This is a genomic window from Microvirga brassicacearum (assembly GCF_008757455.1).
GTDB classification, from domain to species: domain Bacteria; phylum Pseudomonadota; class Alphaproteobacteria; order Rhizobiales; family Beijerinckiaceae; genus Microvirga; species Microvirga brassicacearum.
The window spans coordinates 141,767-159,475 of record NZ_VCMV01000024.1 but is presented as its reverse complement, the minus strand read 5'-3'; the positions used below and the strand labels follow the sequence as shown (position 1 = coordinate 159,475).

The window sequence follows — 17,709 nt, the reverse complement described above, 5'->3', positions numbered from 1 at the left end:
TTCCTCAGGCGGCAGCGGCGAAACGCGCCAAGCGGCCGCCGGTCATCGGCTGTTTGACGCCGGTTGTCAGCGGGAAGCTGATCGGGAGGCCACGAAGGGTGCGGACGGCAAGAAACGCGAAGCATTCCGCCTCCACCGCGTCGCCGCGCCATCCGACCGCCTCGGCGAGCACCGGTTCGACTCGGGCGCGTTCGCGAATGGCCGCCACCAGCGTCGGATTCCGTCGACCGCCGCCGCAGACGATGAGTTCCGCCGGGCGTTCGGGCAGGATGTCGAGGGCCTTGCCGACCGCGCCGGCCGTGAAGGCGGTCAGGGTTGCGGCGCCATCCTCGACACTTAACCCATCCGCCATGGCGGCGGTGAAATCGTTGCGGTCGAGGGATTTGGGGTAGGGCGCAGACAGGTAGGGATGGGCGAGCAGGCGCTGAAGCCGCGCCTCGTCGACCTTGCCCTTCGCGCCCAGGGTGCCGTCACGATCCATATCGCCGAGGCCATGCCGGCGCATCCAGTCGTTCAACGGTGCGTTGGCCGGGCCGGTATCGAACGCCACCATGGTGTCGCCGTTCCACCAGGTGATGTTGCTGACTCCACCGAGGTTGAGAACCGCCGAATTCGCTTTCGCACCGAGACGGCGCAGCAGGGCGACGTGATAGCTTGCGGCGAGGGGCGCTCCCTGACCGCCGGCATTCACGTCGGCGCTGCGGAAATCATACGCCACCGTGGTGCCGACGAGGCTCGCCATCAGGCTGCCGTTTCCGAGTTGCCGCGTCTGTCCGATCCGTTCAGTCGTCGGCGCCCGGTGGAGCATCGTCTGGCCATGAAATCCGATCACCCCGATATCGCCAGGGGTCAGGCCATGCTCGGCCAGAAAATCCTTGACCGCGGCGGATTGCGCACGTGTCAGCGCGTCCTCAGCCTCGGCGAAAATCGCCGGCTCCGGGCCCTCGAACGCCCATTTGCCGGCGCTTTCCATGGCGTTTCGCAGAACAGGCCCGAGTTCAGGCGGGTAGGGTGCCAGCGTCCAGGCGCCGAACTCTTGAATGTCTTCACCGTCGGTCCGGATCAGCGCGATATCGATGTTGCCGTCGAGAACCGTGCCGGTCATGAGGCCGAGCGCCCAGATTGGATTCATCCCATGTCTCCGTTTCATCGTCTTTCCCAACGCATAGAGGAAAATCAGCAAGAGAACAGGGGGGCGTCGGTTGGTGCGATCGCCGGCACGCCGAACAGGTGGCGGCCCCCACCCCATCTTGTGCTCTTTATCGTGTCAGCTTAGCCTTGCTCACGTGGTAGTTTTGACGCGCTGAACAAGAAGTCGAAGGCCTGCAGGGAGGGAACCGGTGGAAACCGCGATCCGCAGAGCACGACCAGGACCGGCCGATAACCGCCCGCTCACAATCATTTCTGAGCGTTCTGACGGGTTGCGCCCATTGCCATCGGGAGGGCGGATGCCGTGACGCTGGTTCTCGACAATGTCAGCAAGAAAGTCGGCGCCGAAACCTGGATCAGCGACGTTTCCCTGTCCCTCGAACGCGGCTCCCTCAACGTGCTGCTGGGCCCGACCCTGGCCGGAAAAACCTCGCTCATGCGCCTGATGGCGGGACTCGACGCGCCAAGTTCCGGCCGCGTGATCGTTGACGGAAAAGACGTGACGGGATGGCCGGTTCAACGCCGCAGCGTCGCGATGGTCTACCAGCAATTCATCAACTACCCGTCGCTCAGCGTCTACGAGAACATCGCGTCGCCCCTCCGCGTCGCGAAGCTTGCGGCATCGGAAATCGAGATGCGGGTGCGGGAAGCGGCGCGCCTCCTGCAGCTTGAGCCTTATCTCGACCGCAAGCCGCTCAACCTCTCCGGCGGTCAGCAGCAGCGAACGGCAATCGCGCGGGCCCTGGTCAAGCGCGCCGATCTGGTGCTGCTCGATGAGCCGCTGGCAAATCTCGATTACAAATTGCGGGAGGAGCTTCGCGAGGAACTGCCGCGCGTCTTCGCGGCCTCCGGAGGCATCTTCGTCTATGCGACGACCGAGCCGACGGAGGCGCTTCTTCTGGGCGGCAATACCGCGACGCTCTCGCAAGGGTGTCTGACGCAGTTCGGCCCGACGCCGCGGGTCTATCGGCAGCCGCATGATCTCGTCACCGCACAGGTTTTTTCCGATCCGCCATTGAACGTGCTCGCGGCCCGGAAATCCGGCGAGACCGTAAGCCTGAGCACCGGCGGCGAGGCTCCTGCCGGCGGCGCGTTTGCCATGGTGCCGGATGGGGAATACCGGGTGGGCTTTCGCGCCCACCATCTCGGTCTCGAGGCTGACGGCAGCGACATTCTCGCCATTTCCGGCATCGTCTCGGTCTCCGAGATCACCGGCTCGGAGACCTACCTCCATGTGGATTCCGCCGAGCGCCGCTTTGTCGCGCTGGTGCCGGGGGTGAAGCGGCTCGAGCCGGGCGCCTCCGTGACGCTCTATCTCGATGCGCGCGACGTTTTTCTGTTTGACCAGAACGGCCGCCTCGTGGCGGCCGATTTTGCGGAAGCTGCTTGAGGGCTCCATGGCGCGCATCACCCTCGATCACCTCGCTCATGCCTACGGACCGGCTCCGAAGGGACCGCAGGATTATGCGCTGAAGGAGATCGATCACGTGTGGGAGCAGGGCGGCGCCTATGCGCTGCTCGGGCCGTCGGGCTGCGGCAAGACTACGCTTCTCAACATCATTTCGGGTCTGGTGCGGCCGAGCCGCGGGCGCATCCTGTTCGATGATCGGGACGTGACCGACCTGCCGACGGAGGCCCGCAACATCGCGCAGGTGTTCCAGTTCCCGGTCGTCTACGACACCATGACGGTGCGCGAAAACCTAGCCTTCCCGCTGAAGAACCGGCACGTGCCGGCCGACAGGACCGCTGCCCGCGCCGAGGAAATCGCGCGCCTGCTCGACCTCACGCGCGTTCTCGACCGCAAGGCGCGCAACCTCACGGCGGACATGAAGCAGAAGATCTCGCTCGGGCGCGGCCTCGTCCGGTCCGACGTCGCCGCAATCCTGTTCGACGAACCCCTCACCGTCATCGACCCGCACCTCAAGTGGCAGCTCCGCTCGACCCTCAAGGAGATCCATCGGCTTCTCGACATCACCATGATCTATGTGACGCACGACCAGACCGAGGCGCTGACATTCGCCGACAAGGTGGTGGTCATGCACGACGGCGCGGTGGTGCAGACCGGGACGCCCGAGGAATTGTTCGAGCGCCCGGCCCACACCTTCGTCGGCCATTTCATCGGTTCGCCCGGCATGAATGTCCTGCCCTGCCGCGTCGACGGCGCGACGGCCTATCTCGACAACGAGGCGATCAAATTGCTGCGCGCCTATCCGGCTTTACGGCAGGGGCAGCGGATCGAACTCGGCATCCGGCCCGAATTCGTGCAGTTGCAGCCGAAGGGCTTCGGCTTTCCCGCGCGGGTGCGGCGCATCGACGATATCGGCCGGGCGCGCATCGCGCGGGTCGAGATGGCCGGGCGCGCCATGTCGGCGAGCGTGCCCGACAACGTGTCGGTCACCGGGGACGAAGCCGCGCTCTTCTTCGACACCCGGCATGTCCATATTTACGCGGACGGACATCTCATGGCCGGCGAGCCTGTGCGGAGGCCCGCGTCATGAAGGTCGTCAACAACCGGGCGTGGTTTCTCGTCCTGCCGGTCTTCGCCATCGTGGCGTTCTCGGCGATCCTGCCGATCATGACGGTGGTGAATTATTCGGTGCAGGACACGTTCGGCAACAACCAGTTCTTCTGGAACGGAGTCGGCTGGTTTCAGGATCTGCTCGATCCCTCAAAGGAACTCGGCGGCCGGTTTTTCGACGCGCTGTGGCGCAACCTGCTGTTTTCGGCGATCATCCTCGCCATCGAAGTGCCGCTCGGCATCGCCGTTGCCCTCGCCATGCCGCGCGAAGGCTGGAAGGTGGCCGCGTGCCTCGTCCTGATGGCGCTGCCGCTGCTGATCCCCTGGAACGTCGTCGGCACCATCTGGCAGATTTTCGCCCGCGGCGATATCGGGTTGCTCGGCTGGACGGTCAATCGTCTGGGCATCGACTTCAACTATACCGGCCACACGCTGGATGCCTGGATCACCATCATCGTCATGGATGTCTGGCACTGGACAAGTCTTGTGGCTTTGCTCTGCTATGCGGGCCTGAAGTCCATCCCCGACGCTTACTATCAGGCGGCCCGCATCGACGGCGCCTCGCGCTGGGCGGTTTTCCGCACCATCCAGTTGCCGAAGATGCGGCGGGTCCTGCTGATCGCCGTTCTCCTGCGGTTCATGGATTCGTTCATGATCTATACCGAACCGTTCGTGCTGACCGGGGGAGGGCCCGGCAACGCTACGACTTTCGTGTCCATCGACCTGGTGAAGCTGGCGCTCGGACAGTTCGATCTCGGCAAGGCCGCCGCCATGTCGATCGTCTACAACCTCATCATCCTGGTGGTGTGCTGGATCTTCTACACGGTCATGACCAACGCCGATGCCGATCGCGAGAGGGTGGAGGCATGAGCGACGTCGTCATCCTCAGGGGCTCGCAAACCGCCGCACCCTCGCAGGCGAAGGTCAACCGCGCGCTGACGGGCTCCTGGGTCAGCGGCAGCGCGATCGGGATGGTGCTCTACCTGCTGTTTCTGATGCTGCCGATCTACTGGCTCATCAACATGAGCCTCAAGACCAACACCGAGATCTCCACGACCATGACCCTGTGGCCGCAGGAGATCACCTTCGAGCATTATGCCAAGATCTTCACCGATCCGAGCTGGTATGGCGGCTACATCAATTCCCTGACCTATGTCGCCATCAACACGGTTTTGTCGATCACGCTGGCGCTTCCCGCGGCTTATGCGTTCTCGCGCTACCGGTTTGTGGGCGACAAGCACCTGTTCTTCTGGCTGCTCTCCAACCGCATGGCGCCGGCCGCCGTTTTCGCGCTGCCGTTCTTCAATCTCTATTCGGCCATCGGCCTGTTCGATACGCCCTGGGCGGTGGCCTTGGCGCATTGCCTGTTCAACGTGCCGCTGGCGGTCTGGATTCTGGAAGGCTTCATGTCCGGCGTCCCGCGCGAGATCGACGAGACGGCCGCCATCGACGGCTATTCGTTTCCGCGCTTCTTCGTGAAGATCTTCATGCCGCTCATCGCCAGCGGCGTCGGCGTCGCGGCGTTCTTCTGCTTCATGTTCTCATGGGTCGAATTGCTGCTGGCGCGCACGCTCACCAGCGTCAACGCCAAGCCGATTGCCGCCACGATGACGCGCACGGTCTCGGCTGCCGGGATGGATTGGGGTCTGTTGGCCGCCGCCGGCGTCCTCACCATCGTGCCGGGTGCGCTCGTGATCTGGTTTGTCCGAAACTACATCGCCAAGGGTTTTGCGTTGGGAAGGGTGTGATGGAAATGGCATGCGCGACGACGACGCATTTTCCCTCGCCCTTGCGGGGACGGGCCAGGGGTAGGGGTGGTGCCGCCGGATGGGAGCGTGAAGAAAAGAGCTCACTGGTAGCGCGGGTCTCATCCCAAACTGAGAACGAACACTTTGACGTTTCGACCCCCACTCCCGGCCTCTCCCCGCAAGGGGGAGAGGAGAAAATAGGTCGCTCGCATGCCTGATTTCTCGTGGATGGCCTGGACGTGGCAGACGGCGCTCTTCTTCAGCGTCATCGGCGCGCTTCTCCTAGTCATGACGGTGCTGGCGGTGTTGTTCCCGGAGACGGAGCGCGTGGGCATCCTGCGCATCCCGACGACGCGCGGCGACCGCCTTTTCATTTCGCTGCTCGGTGCAGCATTCATCAACCTCGCGTGGCTCGGGCTGATGGGCCCCGATCCCGTGTGGGCGCTTGGTCTCTCGCTTGCCTACGCGGCTGCGGTGTTTCGCTACGTGTGAAGCATTGCGGCCAAAGTCCTTCCGGCTCACAGGAGCCGACGGGAAAAGACCGACGCGAAAGTCGGCCTCAAAACACAACCGGAGGAAAAAATGAAACCAACCTCACAACACCTGAGACTCCTCTTCTCGACCAGCGTCCTGGCCATGGTGCTCGGCAGCGGCACGGCGTTTGCCGGAATGGACGAGGCCAAGAAATGGATCGACGCCGAATTCCAGCCCTCGACGCTCTCCAAGGACGAGCAGATGAAGGAAATGGAATGGTTCGTGAATGCGGCGAAACCCTTCGCCGGCATGGAGATCAACGTCGTCTCGGAGACCATCACGACGCACGAATATGAGGCGAAGACGCTCGCCAAGGCGTTCACCGAGATCACCGGCATCAAGCTCACCCACGACCTCATCCAAGAGGGCGACGTGGTGGAGAAGATCCAGACCCAGATGCAATCCGGCCGGAACATCTACGATGCGTGGGTCAACGATTCCGACCTCATCGGCACGCATTTTCGCTACAAGCAGGCCATTCCCCTCGATGACTGGATGGCCGGCGAAGGCAAGGACGTGACCTTGCCGACCCTAGACGTTGCCGACTTCATTGGACGCTCCTTCACCACCGCGCCGGACGGCAAGATGTACCAGTTGCCGGATCAGCAATTCGCGAACCTCTACTGGTTCCGTTACGACTGGTTCCAACGGCCCGACATCAAGGAGAAGTTCAAGGCGAAGTACGGCTACGATCTCGGCGTGCCGGTCAACTGGTCGGCCTATGAGGACATCGCGGAGTTCTTCACCAACGACATCAAGGAGATCGACGGGGTAAAGGTCTACGGCCACATGGACTACGGCAAGAAGGACCCGTCGCTCGGATGGCGGTTCACCGATGCCTGGCTCTCGATGGCGGGCAATGGCGACAAGGGCATCCCGAACGGCAAACCTGTCGATGAATGGGGCGTTCGCATGGAAGGCTGCCGTCCCGTCGGCTCCTCGGTCGATCGCGGTGGCGATACCAACGGCCCGGCGGCCGTCTATTCGATCGCCAAATATCTCGATTGGCTGAAGAAATACGCGCCTCCGCAGGCAGCCGGCATGACGTTCTCGGAATCCGGGCCGGTTCCGGCCCAAGGCAACATCGCGCAGCAGATGTTCTGGTACACCGCATTCACGGCCGACATGGTGAAGCCGGGCCTGCCGGTGATGAACACGGACGGGAAGCCGAAATGGCGCATGGCCCCGTCGCCCCACGGCTCCTATTGGAAAGAAGGTATGAAGCTCGGCTACCAGGATGCGGGATCGTGGACGCTGCTCAAATCGACCCCTGTCGAGCGTCGCAAGGCGGCCTGGCTCTATGCGCAGTTCGTCACGTCGAAGAGCGTGTCGCTGAAGAAGAGTCATGTCGGCCTCACCTTCATCCGCGACAGCGACATCTGGGACAAGAGCTTCACCGATCGCGCACCGCAGCTTGGCGGCTTGGTGGAGTTCTACCGTTCGCCCGCTCGCGTGCAATGGACGCCGACCGGAAACAACATCCCGGACTATCCGAAGATGGCGCAGCTCTGGTGGCAGAATATCGGTGACGCATCGTCCGGCGCAAAAACACCGCAGGCGGCGATGGACGCGTTGGCGGAAGGCCAGGACGAGGTGCTCGGTCGGTTGGAGCGGGCGGGTGTACAGGGCGAGTGCGGCCCCAAGCTCAACCCGAAGACCTCTGCCGAGGATTGGTTCAAAAAAGCCGAGGCCTCGGGCAACGTCGCGCCCCAGCGCAAGCTCGCGAATGAAAAGCCGAAGGGCGAGACGGTCGATTACGACACCCTGATCAAGAGCTGGCCGGCAACGCCGCCCAAGCGCAGCTGATGCAGGGCCGGGGAGGCGACGTCCTCCCCGGCCTTTCGTCCGATATAACGAACCCTTCCCAGCCTCTGCGTCGCAGGATTCCGGGCCCTGACGGCACGCTCGTAGGAAACTGATTTTCCCTCTTCTAACCCTTTGGGACGATGTTAGAGAATCCAATGCTCTTTCGGGGCTTCGGAGGAGAATAATGATGTGGCCCGCGTGGTTCGGTAAAAAGAACATTCTCGTTGACTCTCCCCCGTCAGTTCGTAAGCTCATTGGGCCTTGTTCGAACTGAGGGAACCGATCCGATGCGCCTGACCCGTCGCCACGCGTTGTTGTCCGCGACCGCCTTCGCCGCCAGCGGCTTTCTCCCTCGTGCCACGTTCGCGCAGGAGACCCCGAAGCGCGGCGGGGTGTTCACGGTCCATCTCGGCTCCGAGCAGCGGATTCTCAACCCGGCCCTGCGCGCGTCGACCGGCGTCTACCTGATCACCAGCAAGATCATGGAGGCGCTCGTCGATCTCGACGCCAAGGGCAACCCAGCGCCGGTGCTCGCCACAAGCTGGGATGCCGCGCCGGATGGGAAGACCATCACGTTCAAGCTCCGCCAAGGTGTGACGTGGCATGACGGCAAGCCTTTCACGTCCGCGGACGTCCAGTACACCGCGCTCGAGATGTGGAAGAAGCATCTCAACTACGGCACCCAGCTGCAGCAATATCTCGAAGCCGTCGATACGCCGGATGCACACACCGCCGTGTTCCGCTACTCGCGCCCGATGCCGCTGGACCTGCTTCTGCGCGCCCTTTGCGATCTCGGCTACATCGCGCCCCGCCATATCTTCGAGGGCACCAATATCCTGGAGAACCCGGCCAATACCGCACCGATCGGCACCGGTCCGTTCAAGTTCGTGCAGTACGAGCGCGGCCAATTCATCATCGCCGAGCGCAACCCGAATTACTGGCGCAAGGAGTTTCCGTATCTCGATCGTATCGTGTGGCGCGTGATCACCGACAAATCGGCGGTCGCGGCTGCTCTCGAGACCGGCCAGATCCAGCTCAGCTCCTATAACGGATTGTCCCTGTCTGATCTCGACCGGCTGAAAGGCGACGAACGTTTCGAGGTCTCGACCCGCGGCATCGAGGCGAACGCCTTCAACAACACGCTCGAATTCAACACCCGCCGCAAGGAACTGGCGGATGTGCGCGTGCGGCGCGCCATCGCCCATGCGATCGACGTGGAGTTCTTCATCGAGAACTTCCTCTACGGCCAGGCGAAACCCGCCACCGGCCCGATCCCGTCCTCGTCGCCTGCCTTCTATCCCGCCGGCAAGCCGCCTTACCCCTTCGACAAGAAGAAGGCCGAGGCGCTGCTCGACGAGGCCGGCTACAAGCGCGGCGCCGGGGGAACCCGTTTCACCTTGAAGATCGTTCCGATCATGAACGGCGAGGATGTGCCGCTGCTTGCCACCTTCATCCAGCAATCGCTGGGCGATGTTGGGATCAAGGTCGAGATCGTGCAGCTCGATATCGCGGGCGCACTCACCACGGTCTATCGCGACTGGAATTTCGATCTTGCTACCGGCTGGCATCAATATCGCGGCGACCCGGCGGTTTCGACCACGGTCTGGTACCGCTCCGGTTCGCCCAAGGGCTCGCCCTGGACCAATCAATGGGGCTGGCAATCCGACAAGGTCGACCAGTTGATCGATCAGGCGGCGAGCGAGATCGATCCGGTGAAGCGCAAGGCGCTCTATGCGGATTGGGTGACGGCGGTGAACGAGGAGATTCCGGTCTGGATGATCACGGAGCGCAAGTTCTTCGCCGCGACGAGCCGGCAGATCCAGAATCATCACAATGTGCCGCGTTGGGATTCAAGCGATTGGCACGACACCTGGATCGCGTCATCTTAAAGACATGCGCGTTCTTCTCCTTGCCCTGCGCCGCCTCGCGGCCAGCCTGCCAACGCTCTTCGTGGTGTTGGCAGGTCTGTTCCTGCTGCTGCAACTCGCCCCCGGCGATACCGTAGACGCGCTCGTCGCCCAGATGGGCGGCGGCGACCCCGTAATGATGGAGGAATTGCGCCGGTATTACGGGCTCGACGTCTCTGTCGCCGTTCAGCTCGGTCGCTATATCTGGCGCCTGCTGCAACTCGATCTCGGCTTTTCGGCCATCTACGGCAAACCCGTCTCGGCGGTGATCCTCGAACGCCTCCCTGCCACGCTGCTGCTGATGATGTCGGCCTTGAGCTTCGCCTTCGCGGGCGGGATGGCGCTCGGGGTGCTGGCGGCGCGCAAGGTCAACCGCTGGCCCGACACGCTGATCTCGACGCTGGGCCTCATCTTCTACGCAACGCCCTCGTTCTGGTTCGGCCTGATGGGAATCGTCATCTTCGCCGTCAATCTCGGCTGGCTGCCGGCTGGCAGCTTCGAGGAAATCGGGGCCGGCTATACCGGCTTCCGCCGCGCCCTCGACATCGCCTGGCATCTCTTTCTGCCGACCTTGACGCTCGCGCTGATTTTCCTCGCCACATATTTGCGGATCATGCGCGCCTCCATGCTCGAAGTCCTGAATCTTGAATTCGTCCGCACGGCGCGCGCCAAGGGGCTCAGCCCGGGGCGGGTGGTTCGTCGTCACGTGCTGCGCAATGCGCTTCTTCCCATGGTGACGCTCATCGGGTTGCAGGCCGGCACCATGCTGGGCGGCTCCATCGTGGTGGAAAGCGTCTTCGCCCTGCCGGGGCTCGGCCGGCTGGCTTACGAATCCGTCGTGCAGCGCGATCTCAACACATTGCTCGGCATCGTCTTCGTGTCCGCGCTTCTGGTGATTGCCGTCAACTTCATCGTCGATCTTCTTTATGCGCGCCTCGATCCGCGCATCGTGACCTGAGGCCGGCGATGGAAACCGTTGCACGCCTTGCCAAAAGTCCCGCCGCAATCGTCGGTCTTCTGCTTCTCTTCCTGGTGGTCGCGATGGCGCTGACCGCGCCGCTGGTTTTCCCGCGGGATCCTCTGGGTCTTGCCGGGCGCCCCTTGCAATGGCCGTTCGTCAATTCGCGCTTCTGGCTCGGAACCGACACCACCGGCCGCGATATCGCCGCGCAGATCTTCCACGGCGCGCGCATCTCGCTGCTCATCGGCATCGTCGCCACGCTGCTGGCGATCACCATCGGCATCGTGCTCGGCGCGCTGGCGGGCTATTATGGCGGTCTCGTCGACGACGTGCTGATGCGCATTACGGAAGCGTTTCAGACCCTGCCGAATTTCCTGCTGCTTCTGGTGCTGGTCGCGGTCTTCGGCTCCGACATCAAGACGGTCACCATCGCCATCGGCCTCGTCTCGTGGCCGGCCTCCGCCCGGCTGACCCGCGCCGAATTCCTGACGCTTCGGAGCCGGGAATTCGTGCAGGCCTCACGGACGCTCGGGATGCGCGATGTTCAGATCATCTTTCGCGAAATCCTGCCCAACGCGCTTCCTCCCGTCATCGTCTATGCGAGCGTCATCATGGCAACGGCGATCCTGCTGGAGAGCGCGCTGGCCTTCCTCAACCTTTCCGATCCCAACGTGCCGTCCTGGGGCAACCTCATCGGCACCGGCCGGTCCGTGCTGCGCACGCAATGGTACGTGTCGGCGATTCCCGGAATCGTCATTCTGCTGACGGTGCTCGCCGTGTCGCTGGTGGGGCAAGGGCTCAACGACGCGCTGAACCCGAGATTGAAGCGCCGATGAGTGCCATTCTCACCATCGATTCACTCACCGTCGCCCTGCCGCCCGGCGCGGACCGGCCGCGTGCGCTCGAGAACGTCTCGCTGGAGCTTCATCCGAACGAGATCCTGTGCGTTGTCGGCGAGAGCGGCTCCGGCAAGTCTATGACGGCGGGCGCCATCCTGGGCCTTCTGCCCGACGGGGTTCAGGCGATCGCCGGCAAGATTCTACTCGAAGGCCAGGACCTGCTCACTCTCGACGATGCGCAGATGCAGCAGATCCGAGGCGCGCGGATCGGCATGATCTTTCAGGAGCCGATGACGGCGCTCAATCCGCTGCGCACCATCGGCGACCAGATCGGCGAGATGTTCGAGACACATACGACGCTTCGCTCGTCGGAAATCAGAGCGCGCGTCCTCGATCTTCTCCGCGACGTTCACATTCCCGATCCGGAAGCCGCGCGTCGCGCCTACCCGCACGAACTCTCCGGCGGCCAGCGCCAGCGTGCGATGATCGCGATGGCGCTGGCGCTGGAGCCGCGCGTGCTCATCGCCGATGAGCCGACCACGGCGCTCGACGTGACGACGCAGGCGCAGATTCTGAAGCTCATCCGCGAGCTGCAGCAGCGTAAGGGCACCGCGGTGCTTTTCATCACGCACGATTTCGGTGTCGTCGCCGAAATCGCCGACCGTGTGGCGGTGATGCAGAAGGGATTGCTGGTCGAGGAGGGACCGGCCATCGATGTCCTCAACGACCCGCAGCATCCCTACACGCGCGCGCTGATCGCAGCCGTGCCGCCGCTCGTGCCGCCGCCACCGCAGATGACCGGCAGCGAGATCATCCTGCGCATCGAGCACGTCTCGAAAACCTACCGCAAGGGCGGCCTGCTGGCCCGCCACCGCCGCGTCACGCATGCGGTCAAGGATGCAAACCTCGTCCTGCCGCGGGGTGGAACGCTGGGCATCGTCGGCGAAAGCGGCTCCGGCAAATCGACGCTGGCCCGCTGCATGGTGAGATTGCTCGACCCGGACCAGGGCTCGATCAGGCTCGGCGATACGGATCTGGCGAGCCTTTCGCGAAAAGAAATGCGCGCGGCGACGCGGCGTATCCAGATGGTCTATCAGGACCCGTTCGCATCCTTGAATCCTCGTCGCAAGGCCGGCGAACTGGTGGCGCAGGGGCCGATCATCCACGGCGAAACCCGCGAGCGCGCACTCGCGCGGGCAAAAGAACTGTTCGCGCTTGTCGGCCTCGATCCCGACTCGACGGAGCGCTATCCGCATGAATTCTCCGGCGGCCAGCGACAGCGCATCGGATTGGCGCGGGCGCTGGCGCTGGGGCCTGAGGTTCTGGTGGCGGACGAGCCGGTCTCCGCTCTCGATGTGTCGGTTCAGGCGCAGGTCTTGCGGCTGCTGGCGGATCTGCGCAAGCGCCTCGGTCTCTCCATGGTCTTCATCACCCACGACCTGCGTGTCGCCGCCCAGATCTGCGATCGCATCGCGGTGATGAAAGACGGCGAAGTGGTGGAGGAAGGTCTGACGGCGGAGGTCTTCACAGCGCCGCGCCATCCTTACACGAAAGCGCTGCTGGCCTCGGTTCCCGGCCGGGATTGGACACCGCCCGTCTCGCCGGATGCGGTGCTTGCCCTTGCCGACACGCGCGAATTCGCGCCGCAACTCCTTTAAGTCAGAACGGAGCACCCAAAATGGCCCAAACTCTCCCGATCATCGAGCGTCGCCGCATCGAGGCCGAGCTTCTGAAGGAGGTCTACACGACGCTCGTCGAACGGCATGGGAAGGTGGAGGCCAAGCGCGTCATCTCCGAATCCGTGCGTCGATCGTCGATCGCGCAGGCGGCGCAATTCGCCAAGCAAGCGGAGGGCAGCACCAGCCTTCAGAGCTTCATCGACATCCAGTCGAACTGGACCGCCGAAAGCGCCCTCGAAATCGAGCCGCTGCATCGCGACGACACGCATTTCGACTTCAACGTCACGCGCTGCCGCTATGCCGAGATGTACAAGGCGATGGGGCTTGGCGAGATCGGCGGCCTGTTGTCGTGCAACCGCGATGGCTCGTTCTGCGAGGGCTATGACCCCAGGCTCAAGATGACGCGCACGCAGACGATCATGGAAGGCGCGAGCCATTGCGATTTCCGCTACCGCTATGAATCGGATGCACAAGCCTGAGCGGGGACGACGTGGATAGCCTGTTGCACAGCATCGTCCTGTCGTCGGAGAGCGGCATCGGTGACCTTGAACGCCGGATCGCCCGCGATCTGGAAATTCTCAACCTTCCGGCCGCCAACTGGCCGGCCAGCGTCCGCACGGCGGATGGAAATGCCGTCACCGATGTGGTCGTGGTGGGCGCCGGGATGAACGGCATCGCCGCAGCCGCAGCCCTGATCTTCAAGGGTGTGCGCAACATCCGGATCCTGGAGCGTGCATCTGCGGGCAATGAAGGCCCGTGGCTGACATTCGCGCGCATGGACACGTTGCGGTCGCCCAAGACATTGCCGGGTCCTGCTCTGGGAATTCCCTCATTGAGCTTCCGCGCGTGGTATGAGGCCGCGTTCGGTCCGGAAGCGTGGGACACGCTCTACAAGATCGAGAACGCGACCTGGGTCGATTATCTCGCCTTTCTGCAGCGTGTCCTGAGCCTGCCGGTCGAGCATGAGATCGCGGTGACGCGCATCACGCCCGCTGACGGATTGCTGAAAATCGACACCGAGGCGCCGCGCGGCGCGAGCACGTTTTTCGCGCGCCGCGTCGTGCTGGCGACCGGACGCGGCGGCGCCGGCGGCGACAAGATTCCGGACTTCATCGACGCGGACCTTTGGCCGGATCTCGCCGCCCACACCAATGAGACCATCGATTTCGCGCAGCTGCGCGGCCGCAGCATCGGCGTTGTCGGCGGCGGTGCGTCGGCCTGGGACAATGCGGCGACGGCCCTTGAGAAAGGGGCCGCGCGTGTGGACATGTATGTGCGACGCCACAGCCTGCCGCAGATCAACAAGGGCCGCGGCTCTGCCTCGCCGGGCTATTTTCACGGTTGGAGCGCGCTCGACGATGCGGAGCGCTGGGCCTTGTTCGCTTACCTCAACGACGTTCAGGCGCCGCCGCCGCATGAGACGGTACGGCGGGCCTTGCGGCAGGCGGCGTTTCATATTCATCTTGGCCAACCTGTCGAAAGAGCGCAGCGGCTGGACGACAAGGCCTTGGTTCGCATCCGCGGGACGGATCAGCCGACGGTGCACGATTTCCTCATCGTCGGAACCGGCTTTCAGGTGGACGCTGAGTCAATCCCGGAGATCGCCGCATTGTCGTCGTTCACCGCGCGCTGGCGGGACCGCTACGAACCGCCGAGCGATCTGCGGCGGCCCGAGCTCGGCGACTTTCCCTATCTCGGCGAGGGATTCGAATTGCTCGAGCGGGAACCCGGATGCTGCCCGGATATCTCGCGCATTCACCTCGTCAATCACGGAGCGGCGCTCAGCCACGGCGCGATTGCAAGCGATATTCCGGGCGTCAACGTGGCGGCCGAAAGGGTGTCGAGCGCCATCGTCAAGAGCCTGTTCCGCGAGGATATCGGCCCGATCCGCCGCACGCTAGAGGCGTTCGACGAGCCGGAACTGCAGGGCACCCCGTTCTTCGTCCGACGGTAAAATTATTCCACGAACGCGAGGGCGACGCCTTCCGCATCCGTGTGCGGCACGACGATCCGCTCTTCCTCCCGCTCGAACGCAACGCCGTTCGTGACAAGAAGCGCGTCGACCTTTGCGAGCGAGCGCGTCTTCAGGGTGAGCGCAACCATCCGATCGGTGCCGTCCGCGCTGATGGGAGCTGCGTCCTCGCCGAACCGATTTTCGACCTCCTGCGGTGTTAGAAAAAGCACGGTGGCACGGCCCGCCCGCAAGGCGGCGCCATCCGGCAGGTTGGTGATGGCTTGGGCGCCGAATATCGAGCGATAGAGGTCGGAGGTCTTTTGCGGATCCGTGGCCGCGATGATGAACTCGACGATATCGGTGACGCCGTTCGGATGTTGCCGCCACTCGTCGCGCCAGACCAGTTCGGGCGTGAAGTGATGGCAGAAGAAGACGCGCCCGTTTGGAACCAGTTGCGTCCCGAGCCGCACGACCCGAAACGATGCGTCGCGGGATCCATCGGGGAGGGCGACCGGACGCGAGAACTCGGCAGGGTTCTCGACCGGGATGCCCTTTTGGGACAAATCGGCGTGCAGGCCAAGCGAGTCGGTGGTCTTGAAGACGAGGCCGGTGAGGCCGGCGGGATGCTTCCACAAGTCGGCCCGTTCGGTCTGCCGCCCCGGTTCGAAGCCGAGAAGTTCGAGATAATTCTCGCCGAAAATTGCCAGATGGTTGCTTGAGCCGAGCGTATGATGCCCGCGTTCGCTGAGTTGAAAACCGAGCCGGCGATATTGTTCGGCCGCGCGATCTAGTTCTCCCAGAACATTGACGACGGCGTGATCGAGAACGGGAACGGGCTGGGACATTTTAAAAATCCATACGGGTGAAATGCGATTTCTTGCGGGGTGGAGTAAGACGATCGTGTCGGCACGTTAGCCGCCGGCGACCTGATCCGGTTGCTCCAGCTTGATCCAGCAGCAGCCACCGCCGCGCTGCTCGCTCCAGGTGGCGTTGGAGAAACCTACGCCCGCGGCTTCGAACAATCCCTTGTCGAAGGCTCCGGCGAGACGGCACAGGGTGGCAACGCGATCGGCCGGCAGGTTGGAGGCGCGCCACGCATCCTTCAGCGGGCAGCGATGGACCCGGATCTCCATCGCGCACGGCGTGACCTCAGCCTCGTGCGGATACATCCGCCCGCCATCGGGACTGACCGAAAGGAAGCGCCGGCCGACCGCCTCAGGTTCCGGCGGCGTATCGGAGAAGAGCACGGCCGCAACCTCTCGTCCGCGACGCTCAAGCGCGCGCGACATGAGCACGACTGCCCGGTCGTGGCCGACCTCGCTCTCGAGTTCATCCAGCATCAACCGGTAGAGATGCGCCCTGTTCTGGAAAGCGTCTTCGAGTTCGCGTCGCAGGGATTCGATCGCATCGCCCATTGCCGTCATCCTCCTTGGGTCGCTTGTCAGTGGTGGTTTGGCAGAGGTCGCCATTTACCGTAGGACAACGGGCGTCAGCGCTCAAACCATCTCTTGCGACCGCTTGTTCCATTCAGCCCCGGTGTGCTTTGATGCCGCTGCGACCTGCAGATCGGATAACGATGGACGAGTGGTTTATTTCGGCCTTGCGTGTGACGACCAGGCTGATCGAAGTCGGCGGCATCGCCATCATCGTCATCGGTCTGCTGACGGGAACGATCGCCTATCTGCGCCAGATCCGCGCGAGCAGCCAGGGGACGGAGGCCTATTCGGGATATCGGTCGAGCGTCGGACGGGCGATTCTGCTTGGTCTCGAATTCCTCGTCGCCGCCGACATCATCAACACGGTGGCGATCGAGCCGACCCTGCAAAGCCTTGCGATTCTCGCCGGCATCGTCCTTATTCGGACGTTCCTCAGCTTCTCGCTCGAGGTCGAGATCGAGGGACGGTGGCCGTGGCAGCGCCAGGGCGAGCCGCGCAACGAAACTCTTTCGTAAACCTCCCGCGAGCGATCATGCTGGAAGACCAGACATTGCTGCTGAACCAATTCTTCACGCTGTGGGCGATGCTCGACCCGATCAGCCACCTGCCGCTGTTTCTCGGCGCGACGGCGGATCTGACCCGGCAGGAGAGGCGGCGCGCGGCGGTGCTTGCCGTCATCTTCTCGTACGCCATCCTGTTGTTCTTCGGCATTGCCGGGCAGCATCTGCTGCACGCGATGGGAATCTCGCTGGTGTCATTCCAGATCGCGGGAGGCATTATCCTGCTGCTCTTCTCCATCGCGATGGTGCTGGGGCAGCCGCTTTCGCCCAAAAGCCCCGCAGACGATGCCGGGGAAGGCGCTCTCGGCGTCGCAATTTACCCGCTTGCAACGCCGATCATCGCCGGCCCCGGCAGCATGCTGGCGATCATCATCCTCACCGACAACAACCGCTTCACGTTTGCCGAGCAACTCGACACGTTCGGGGTGCTAGCGGCGGTGCTTGGCCTGCTGCTGGTGATCTTCCTGCTGGGCGACGTCATCGTGCGGGCGATCGGACCGGGCGGCACCAACGTCATGCGGCGGGTCATGGGCGTCATTCTGGCGGCTCTCTCCGTCAACCTCATCCTCACCGCCTTGACTGGATGGCTGCGGCTTCCTCCGATCTGACCCCCCAATT

17 protein-coding genes are annotated in these 17,709 nt (G+C 63.5%); 14 read left to right on the top strand and 3 right to left on the bottom strand.

Going from position 1 to position 17,709, the window contains the following annotated elements; all coding sequences use genetic code 11:
• Window positions 1-4: 4 nt before the first annotated feature.
• A complete protein-coding gene (locus FEZ63_RS15655; protein ID WP_150946115.1) occupies window positions 5-1,132 on the bottom strand; it encodes an anhydro-N-acetylmuramic acid kinase in 1,128 nt (375 codons plus the stop codon).
• A gap of 321 nt (window positions 1,133-1,453) precedes the next feature.
• Between FEZ63_RS15655 and FEZ63_RS15650 the strand changes: the two genes are divergently transcribed.
• The 12 genes from FEZ63_RS15650 to FEZ63_RS15595 all read left to right on the top strand — a co-directional run bounded on the left by FEZ63_RS15650 (window position 1,454) and on the right by FEZ63_RS15595 (window position 15,095).
• The gene (locus FEZ63_RS15650; RefSeq protein WP_150946113.1) at window positions 1,454-2,539 is read left to right on the top strand and encodes an ABC transporter ATP-binding protein; all 1,086 of its coding nucleotides are present in this window, start codon (window positions 1,454-1,456) and stop codon (window positions 2,537-2,539) included.
• Between the two features lie 7 nt (window positions 2,540-2,546).
• A complete protein-coding gene (locus FEZ63_RS15645) occupies window positions 2,547-3,647 on the top strand; it encodes an ABC transporter ATP-binding protein (RefSeq protein ID WP_150946111.1) in 1,101 nt (366 codons plus the stop codon).
• Window positions 3,644-4,537: a carbohydrate ABC transporter permease gene (locus FEZ63_RS15640; RefSeq protein ID WP_150946109.1), complete on the top strand. Its 894-nt coding sequence runs from the start codon at window positions 3,644-3,646 to the stop codon at window positions 4,535-4,537. The genes FEZ63_RS15645 and FEZ63_RS15640 overlap by 4 nt, the downstream gene beginning before the upstream one ends.
• A 101-nt stretch (window positions 4,538-4,638) precedes the next feature.
• On the top strand, window positions 4,639-5,415 hold the full coding sequence (locus tag FEZ63_RS15635; protein ID WP_150946186.1) for a carbohydrate ABC transporter permease: 777 nt from the start codon (window positions 4,639-4,641) through the stop codon (window positions 5,413-5,415).
• Between the two features lie 210 nt (window positions 5,416-5,625).
• Window positions 5,626-5,907 carry a DUF2160 domain-containing protein gene (locus tag FEZ63_RS15630; RefSeq protein ID WP_150946107.1) on the top strand — a complete coding sequence of 94 codons (282 nt, stop codon included), beginning with the start codon at window positions 5,626-5,628 and terminating at the stop codon, window positions 5,905-5,907.
• 144 nt (window positions 5,908-6,051) lie between these two features.
• On the top strand, window positions 6,052-7,755 hold the full coding sequence (locus FEZ63_RS15625) for an ABC transporter substrate-binding protein (protein ID WP_420846286.1): 1,704 nt from the start codon (window positions 6,052-6,054) through the stop codon (window positions 7,753-7,755).
• Between the two features lie 287 nt (window positions 7,756-8,042).
• Window positions 8,043-9,644, top strand: coding sequence for an ABC transporter substrate-binding protein (locus FEZ63_RS15620; RefSeq protein ID WP_150946104.1), 1,602 nt, complete (start codon window positions 8,043-8,045; stop codon window positions 9,642-9,644).
• A gap of 4 nt (window positions 9,645-9,648) precedes the next feature.
• Entirely contained in the window at window positions 9,649-10,620 is a 972-nt protein-coding gene (locus tag FEZ63_RS15615) for an ABC transporter permease (protein ID WP_150946102.1), read from the top strand.
• 8 nt (window positions 10,621-10,628) lie between these two features.
• Complete coding sequence (locus FEZ63_RS15610) at window positions 10,629-11,459, top strand: ABC transporter permease (protein WP_150946100.1); 831 nt, start codon at window positions 10,629-10,631, stop codon at window positions 11,457-11,459.
• Window positions 11,456-13,120 (top strand): ABC transporter ATP-binding protein, encoded by a 1,665-nt coding sequence (locus FEZ63_RS15605; protein ID WP_150946098.1) that lies wholly within the window; start codon window positions 11,456-11,458, stop codon window positions 13,118-13,120. The genes FEZ63_RS15610 and FEZ63_RS15605 overlap by 4 nt, the downstream gene beginning before the upstream one ends.
• Before the next feature lie 20 nt (window positions 13,121-13,140).
• A complete protein-coding gene (locus FEZ63_RS15600) occupies window positions 13,141-13,620 on the top strand; it encodes an L-2-amino-thiazoline-4-carboxylic acid hydrolase (RefSeq protein WP_150946096.1) in 480 nt (159 codons plus the stop codon).
• Between the two features lie 23 nt (window positions 13,621-13,643).
• Entirely contained in the window at window positions 13,644-15,095 is a 1,452-nt protein-coding gene (locus tag FEZ63_RS15595) for an NAD(P)-binding domain-containing protein (RefSeq protein WP_150946095.1), read from the top strand.
• Window positions 15,096-15,097: 2 nt separating this feature from the next.
• Here FEZ63_RS15595 and FEZ63_RS15590 read toward each other — a convergent pair whose 3' ends face one another.
• Both FEZ63_RS15590 and FEZ63_RS15585 read right to left on the bottom strand, forming a co-directional pair.
• Window positions 15,098-15,940, bottom strand: a complete 843-nt coding sequence (locus tag FEZ63_RS15590; protein ID WP_150946093.1) for a VOC family protein — start codon at window positions 15,938-15,940, stop codon at window positions 15,098-15,100.
• A gap of 66 nt (window positions 15,941-16,006) precedes the next feature.
• Entirely contained in the window at window positions 16,007-16,510 is a 504-nt protein-coding gene (locus FEZ63_RS15585) for an L-2-amino-thiazoline-4-carboxylic acid hydrolase (protein ID WP_244622821.1), read from the bottom strand.
• Between the two features lie 161 nt (window positions 16,511-16,671).
• On the opposite strand from FEZ63_RS15585, the gene FEZ63_RS15580 reads away from it, so the two are divergent.
• Both FEZ63_RS15580 and FEZ63_RS15575 read left to right on the top strand, forming a co-directional pair.
• Window positions 16,672-17,046, top strand: a complete 375-nt coding sequence (locus FEZ63_RS15580; RefSeq protein WP_150946089.1) for a DUF1622 domain-containing protein — start codon at window positions 16,672-16,674, stop codon at window positions 17,044-17,046.
• Window positions 17,047-17,063: 17 nt separating this feature from the next.
• Window positions 17,064-17,699 (top strand): MarC family protein, encoded by a 636-nt coding sequence (locus tag FEZ63_RS15575; protein ID WP_150946087.1) that lies wholly within the window; start codon window positions 17,064-17,066, stop codon window positions 17,697-17,699.
• The last annotated feature ends 10 nt before the right edge of the window (window positions 17,700-17,709 follow it).

Excerpts from the sequence above, each read along its gene's own strand:
- FEZ63_RS15655 (WP_150946115.1), bottom strand. The coding sequence starts at position 1,132 with ATGAATCCAATCTGGGCGCTCGGCCTCATGACCGGCACGGTTCTCGAC.
- FEZ63_RS15645 (WP_150946111.1), top strand. The coding sequence starts at position 2,547 with ATGGCGCGCATCACCCTCGATCACCTCGCTCATGCCTACGGACCGGCT.
- FEZ63_RS15640 (WP_150946109.1), top strand. The coding sequence starts at position 3,644 with ATGAAGGTCGTCAACAACCGGGCGTGGTTTCTCGTCCTGCCGGTCTTC.
- FEZ63_RS15635 (WP_150946186.1), top strand. The coding sequence starts at position 4,639 with ATGGTGCTCTACCTGCTGTTTCTGATGCTGCCGATCTACTGGCTCATC.
- FEZ63_RS15630 (WP_150946107.1), top strand. The coding sequence starts at position 5,626 with ATGCCTGATTTCTCGTGGATGGCCTGGACGTGGCAGACGGCGCTCTTC.
- FEZ63_RS15625 (WP_420846286.1), top strand. The coding sequence starts at position 6,052 with ATGGTGCTCGGCAGCGGCACGGCGTTTGCCGGAATGGACGAGGCCAAG.
- FEZ63_RS15620 (WP_150946104.1), top strand. The coding sequence starts at position 8,043 with ATGCGCCTGACCCGTCGCCACGCGTTGTTGTCCGCGACCGCCTTCGCC.
- FEZ63_RS15615 (WP_150946102.1), top strand. The coding sequence starts at position 9,649 with ATGCGCGTTCTTCTCCTTGCCCTGCGCCGCCTCGCGGCCAGCCTGCCA.
- FEZ63_RS15610 (WP_150946100.1), top strand. The coding sequence starts at position 10,629 with ATGGAAACCGTTGCACGCCTTGCCAAAAGTCCCGCCGCAATCGTCGGT.
- FEZ63_RS15605 (WP_150946098.1), top strand. The coding sequence starts at position 11,456 with ATGAGTGCCATTCTCACCATCGATTCACTCACCGTCGCCCTGCCGCCC.
- FEZ63_RS15600 (WP_150946096.1), top strand. The coding sequence starts at position 13,141 with ATGGCCCAAACTCTCCCGATCATCGAGCGTCGCCGCATCGAGGCCGAG.
- FEZ63_RS15590 (WP_150946093.1), bottom strand. The coding sequence starts at position 15,940 with ATGTCCCAGCCCGTTCCCGTTCTCGATCACGCCGTCGTCAATGTTCTG.
- FEZ63_RS15585 (WP_244622821.1), bottom strand. The coding sequence starts at position 16,510 with ATGGGCGATGCGATCGAATCCCTGCGACGCGAACTCGAAGACGCTTTC.
- FEZ63_RS15580 (WP_150946089.1), top strand. The coding sequence starts at position 16,672 with ATGGACGAGTGGTTTATTTCGGCCTTGCGTGTGACGACCAGGCTGATC.
- FEZ63_RS15575 (WP_150946087.1), top strand. The coding sequence starts at position 17,064 with ATGCTGGAAGACCAGACATTGCTGCTGAACCAATTCTTCACGCTGTGG.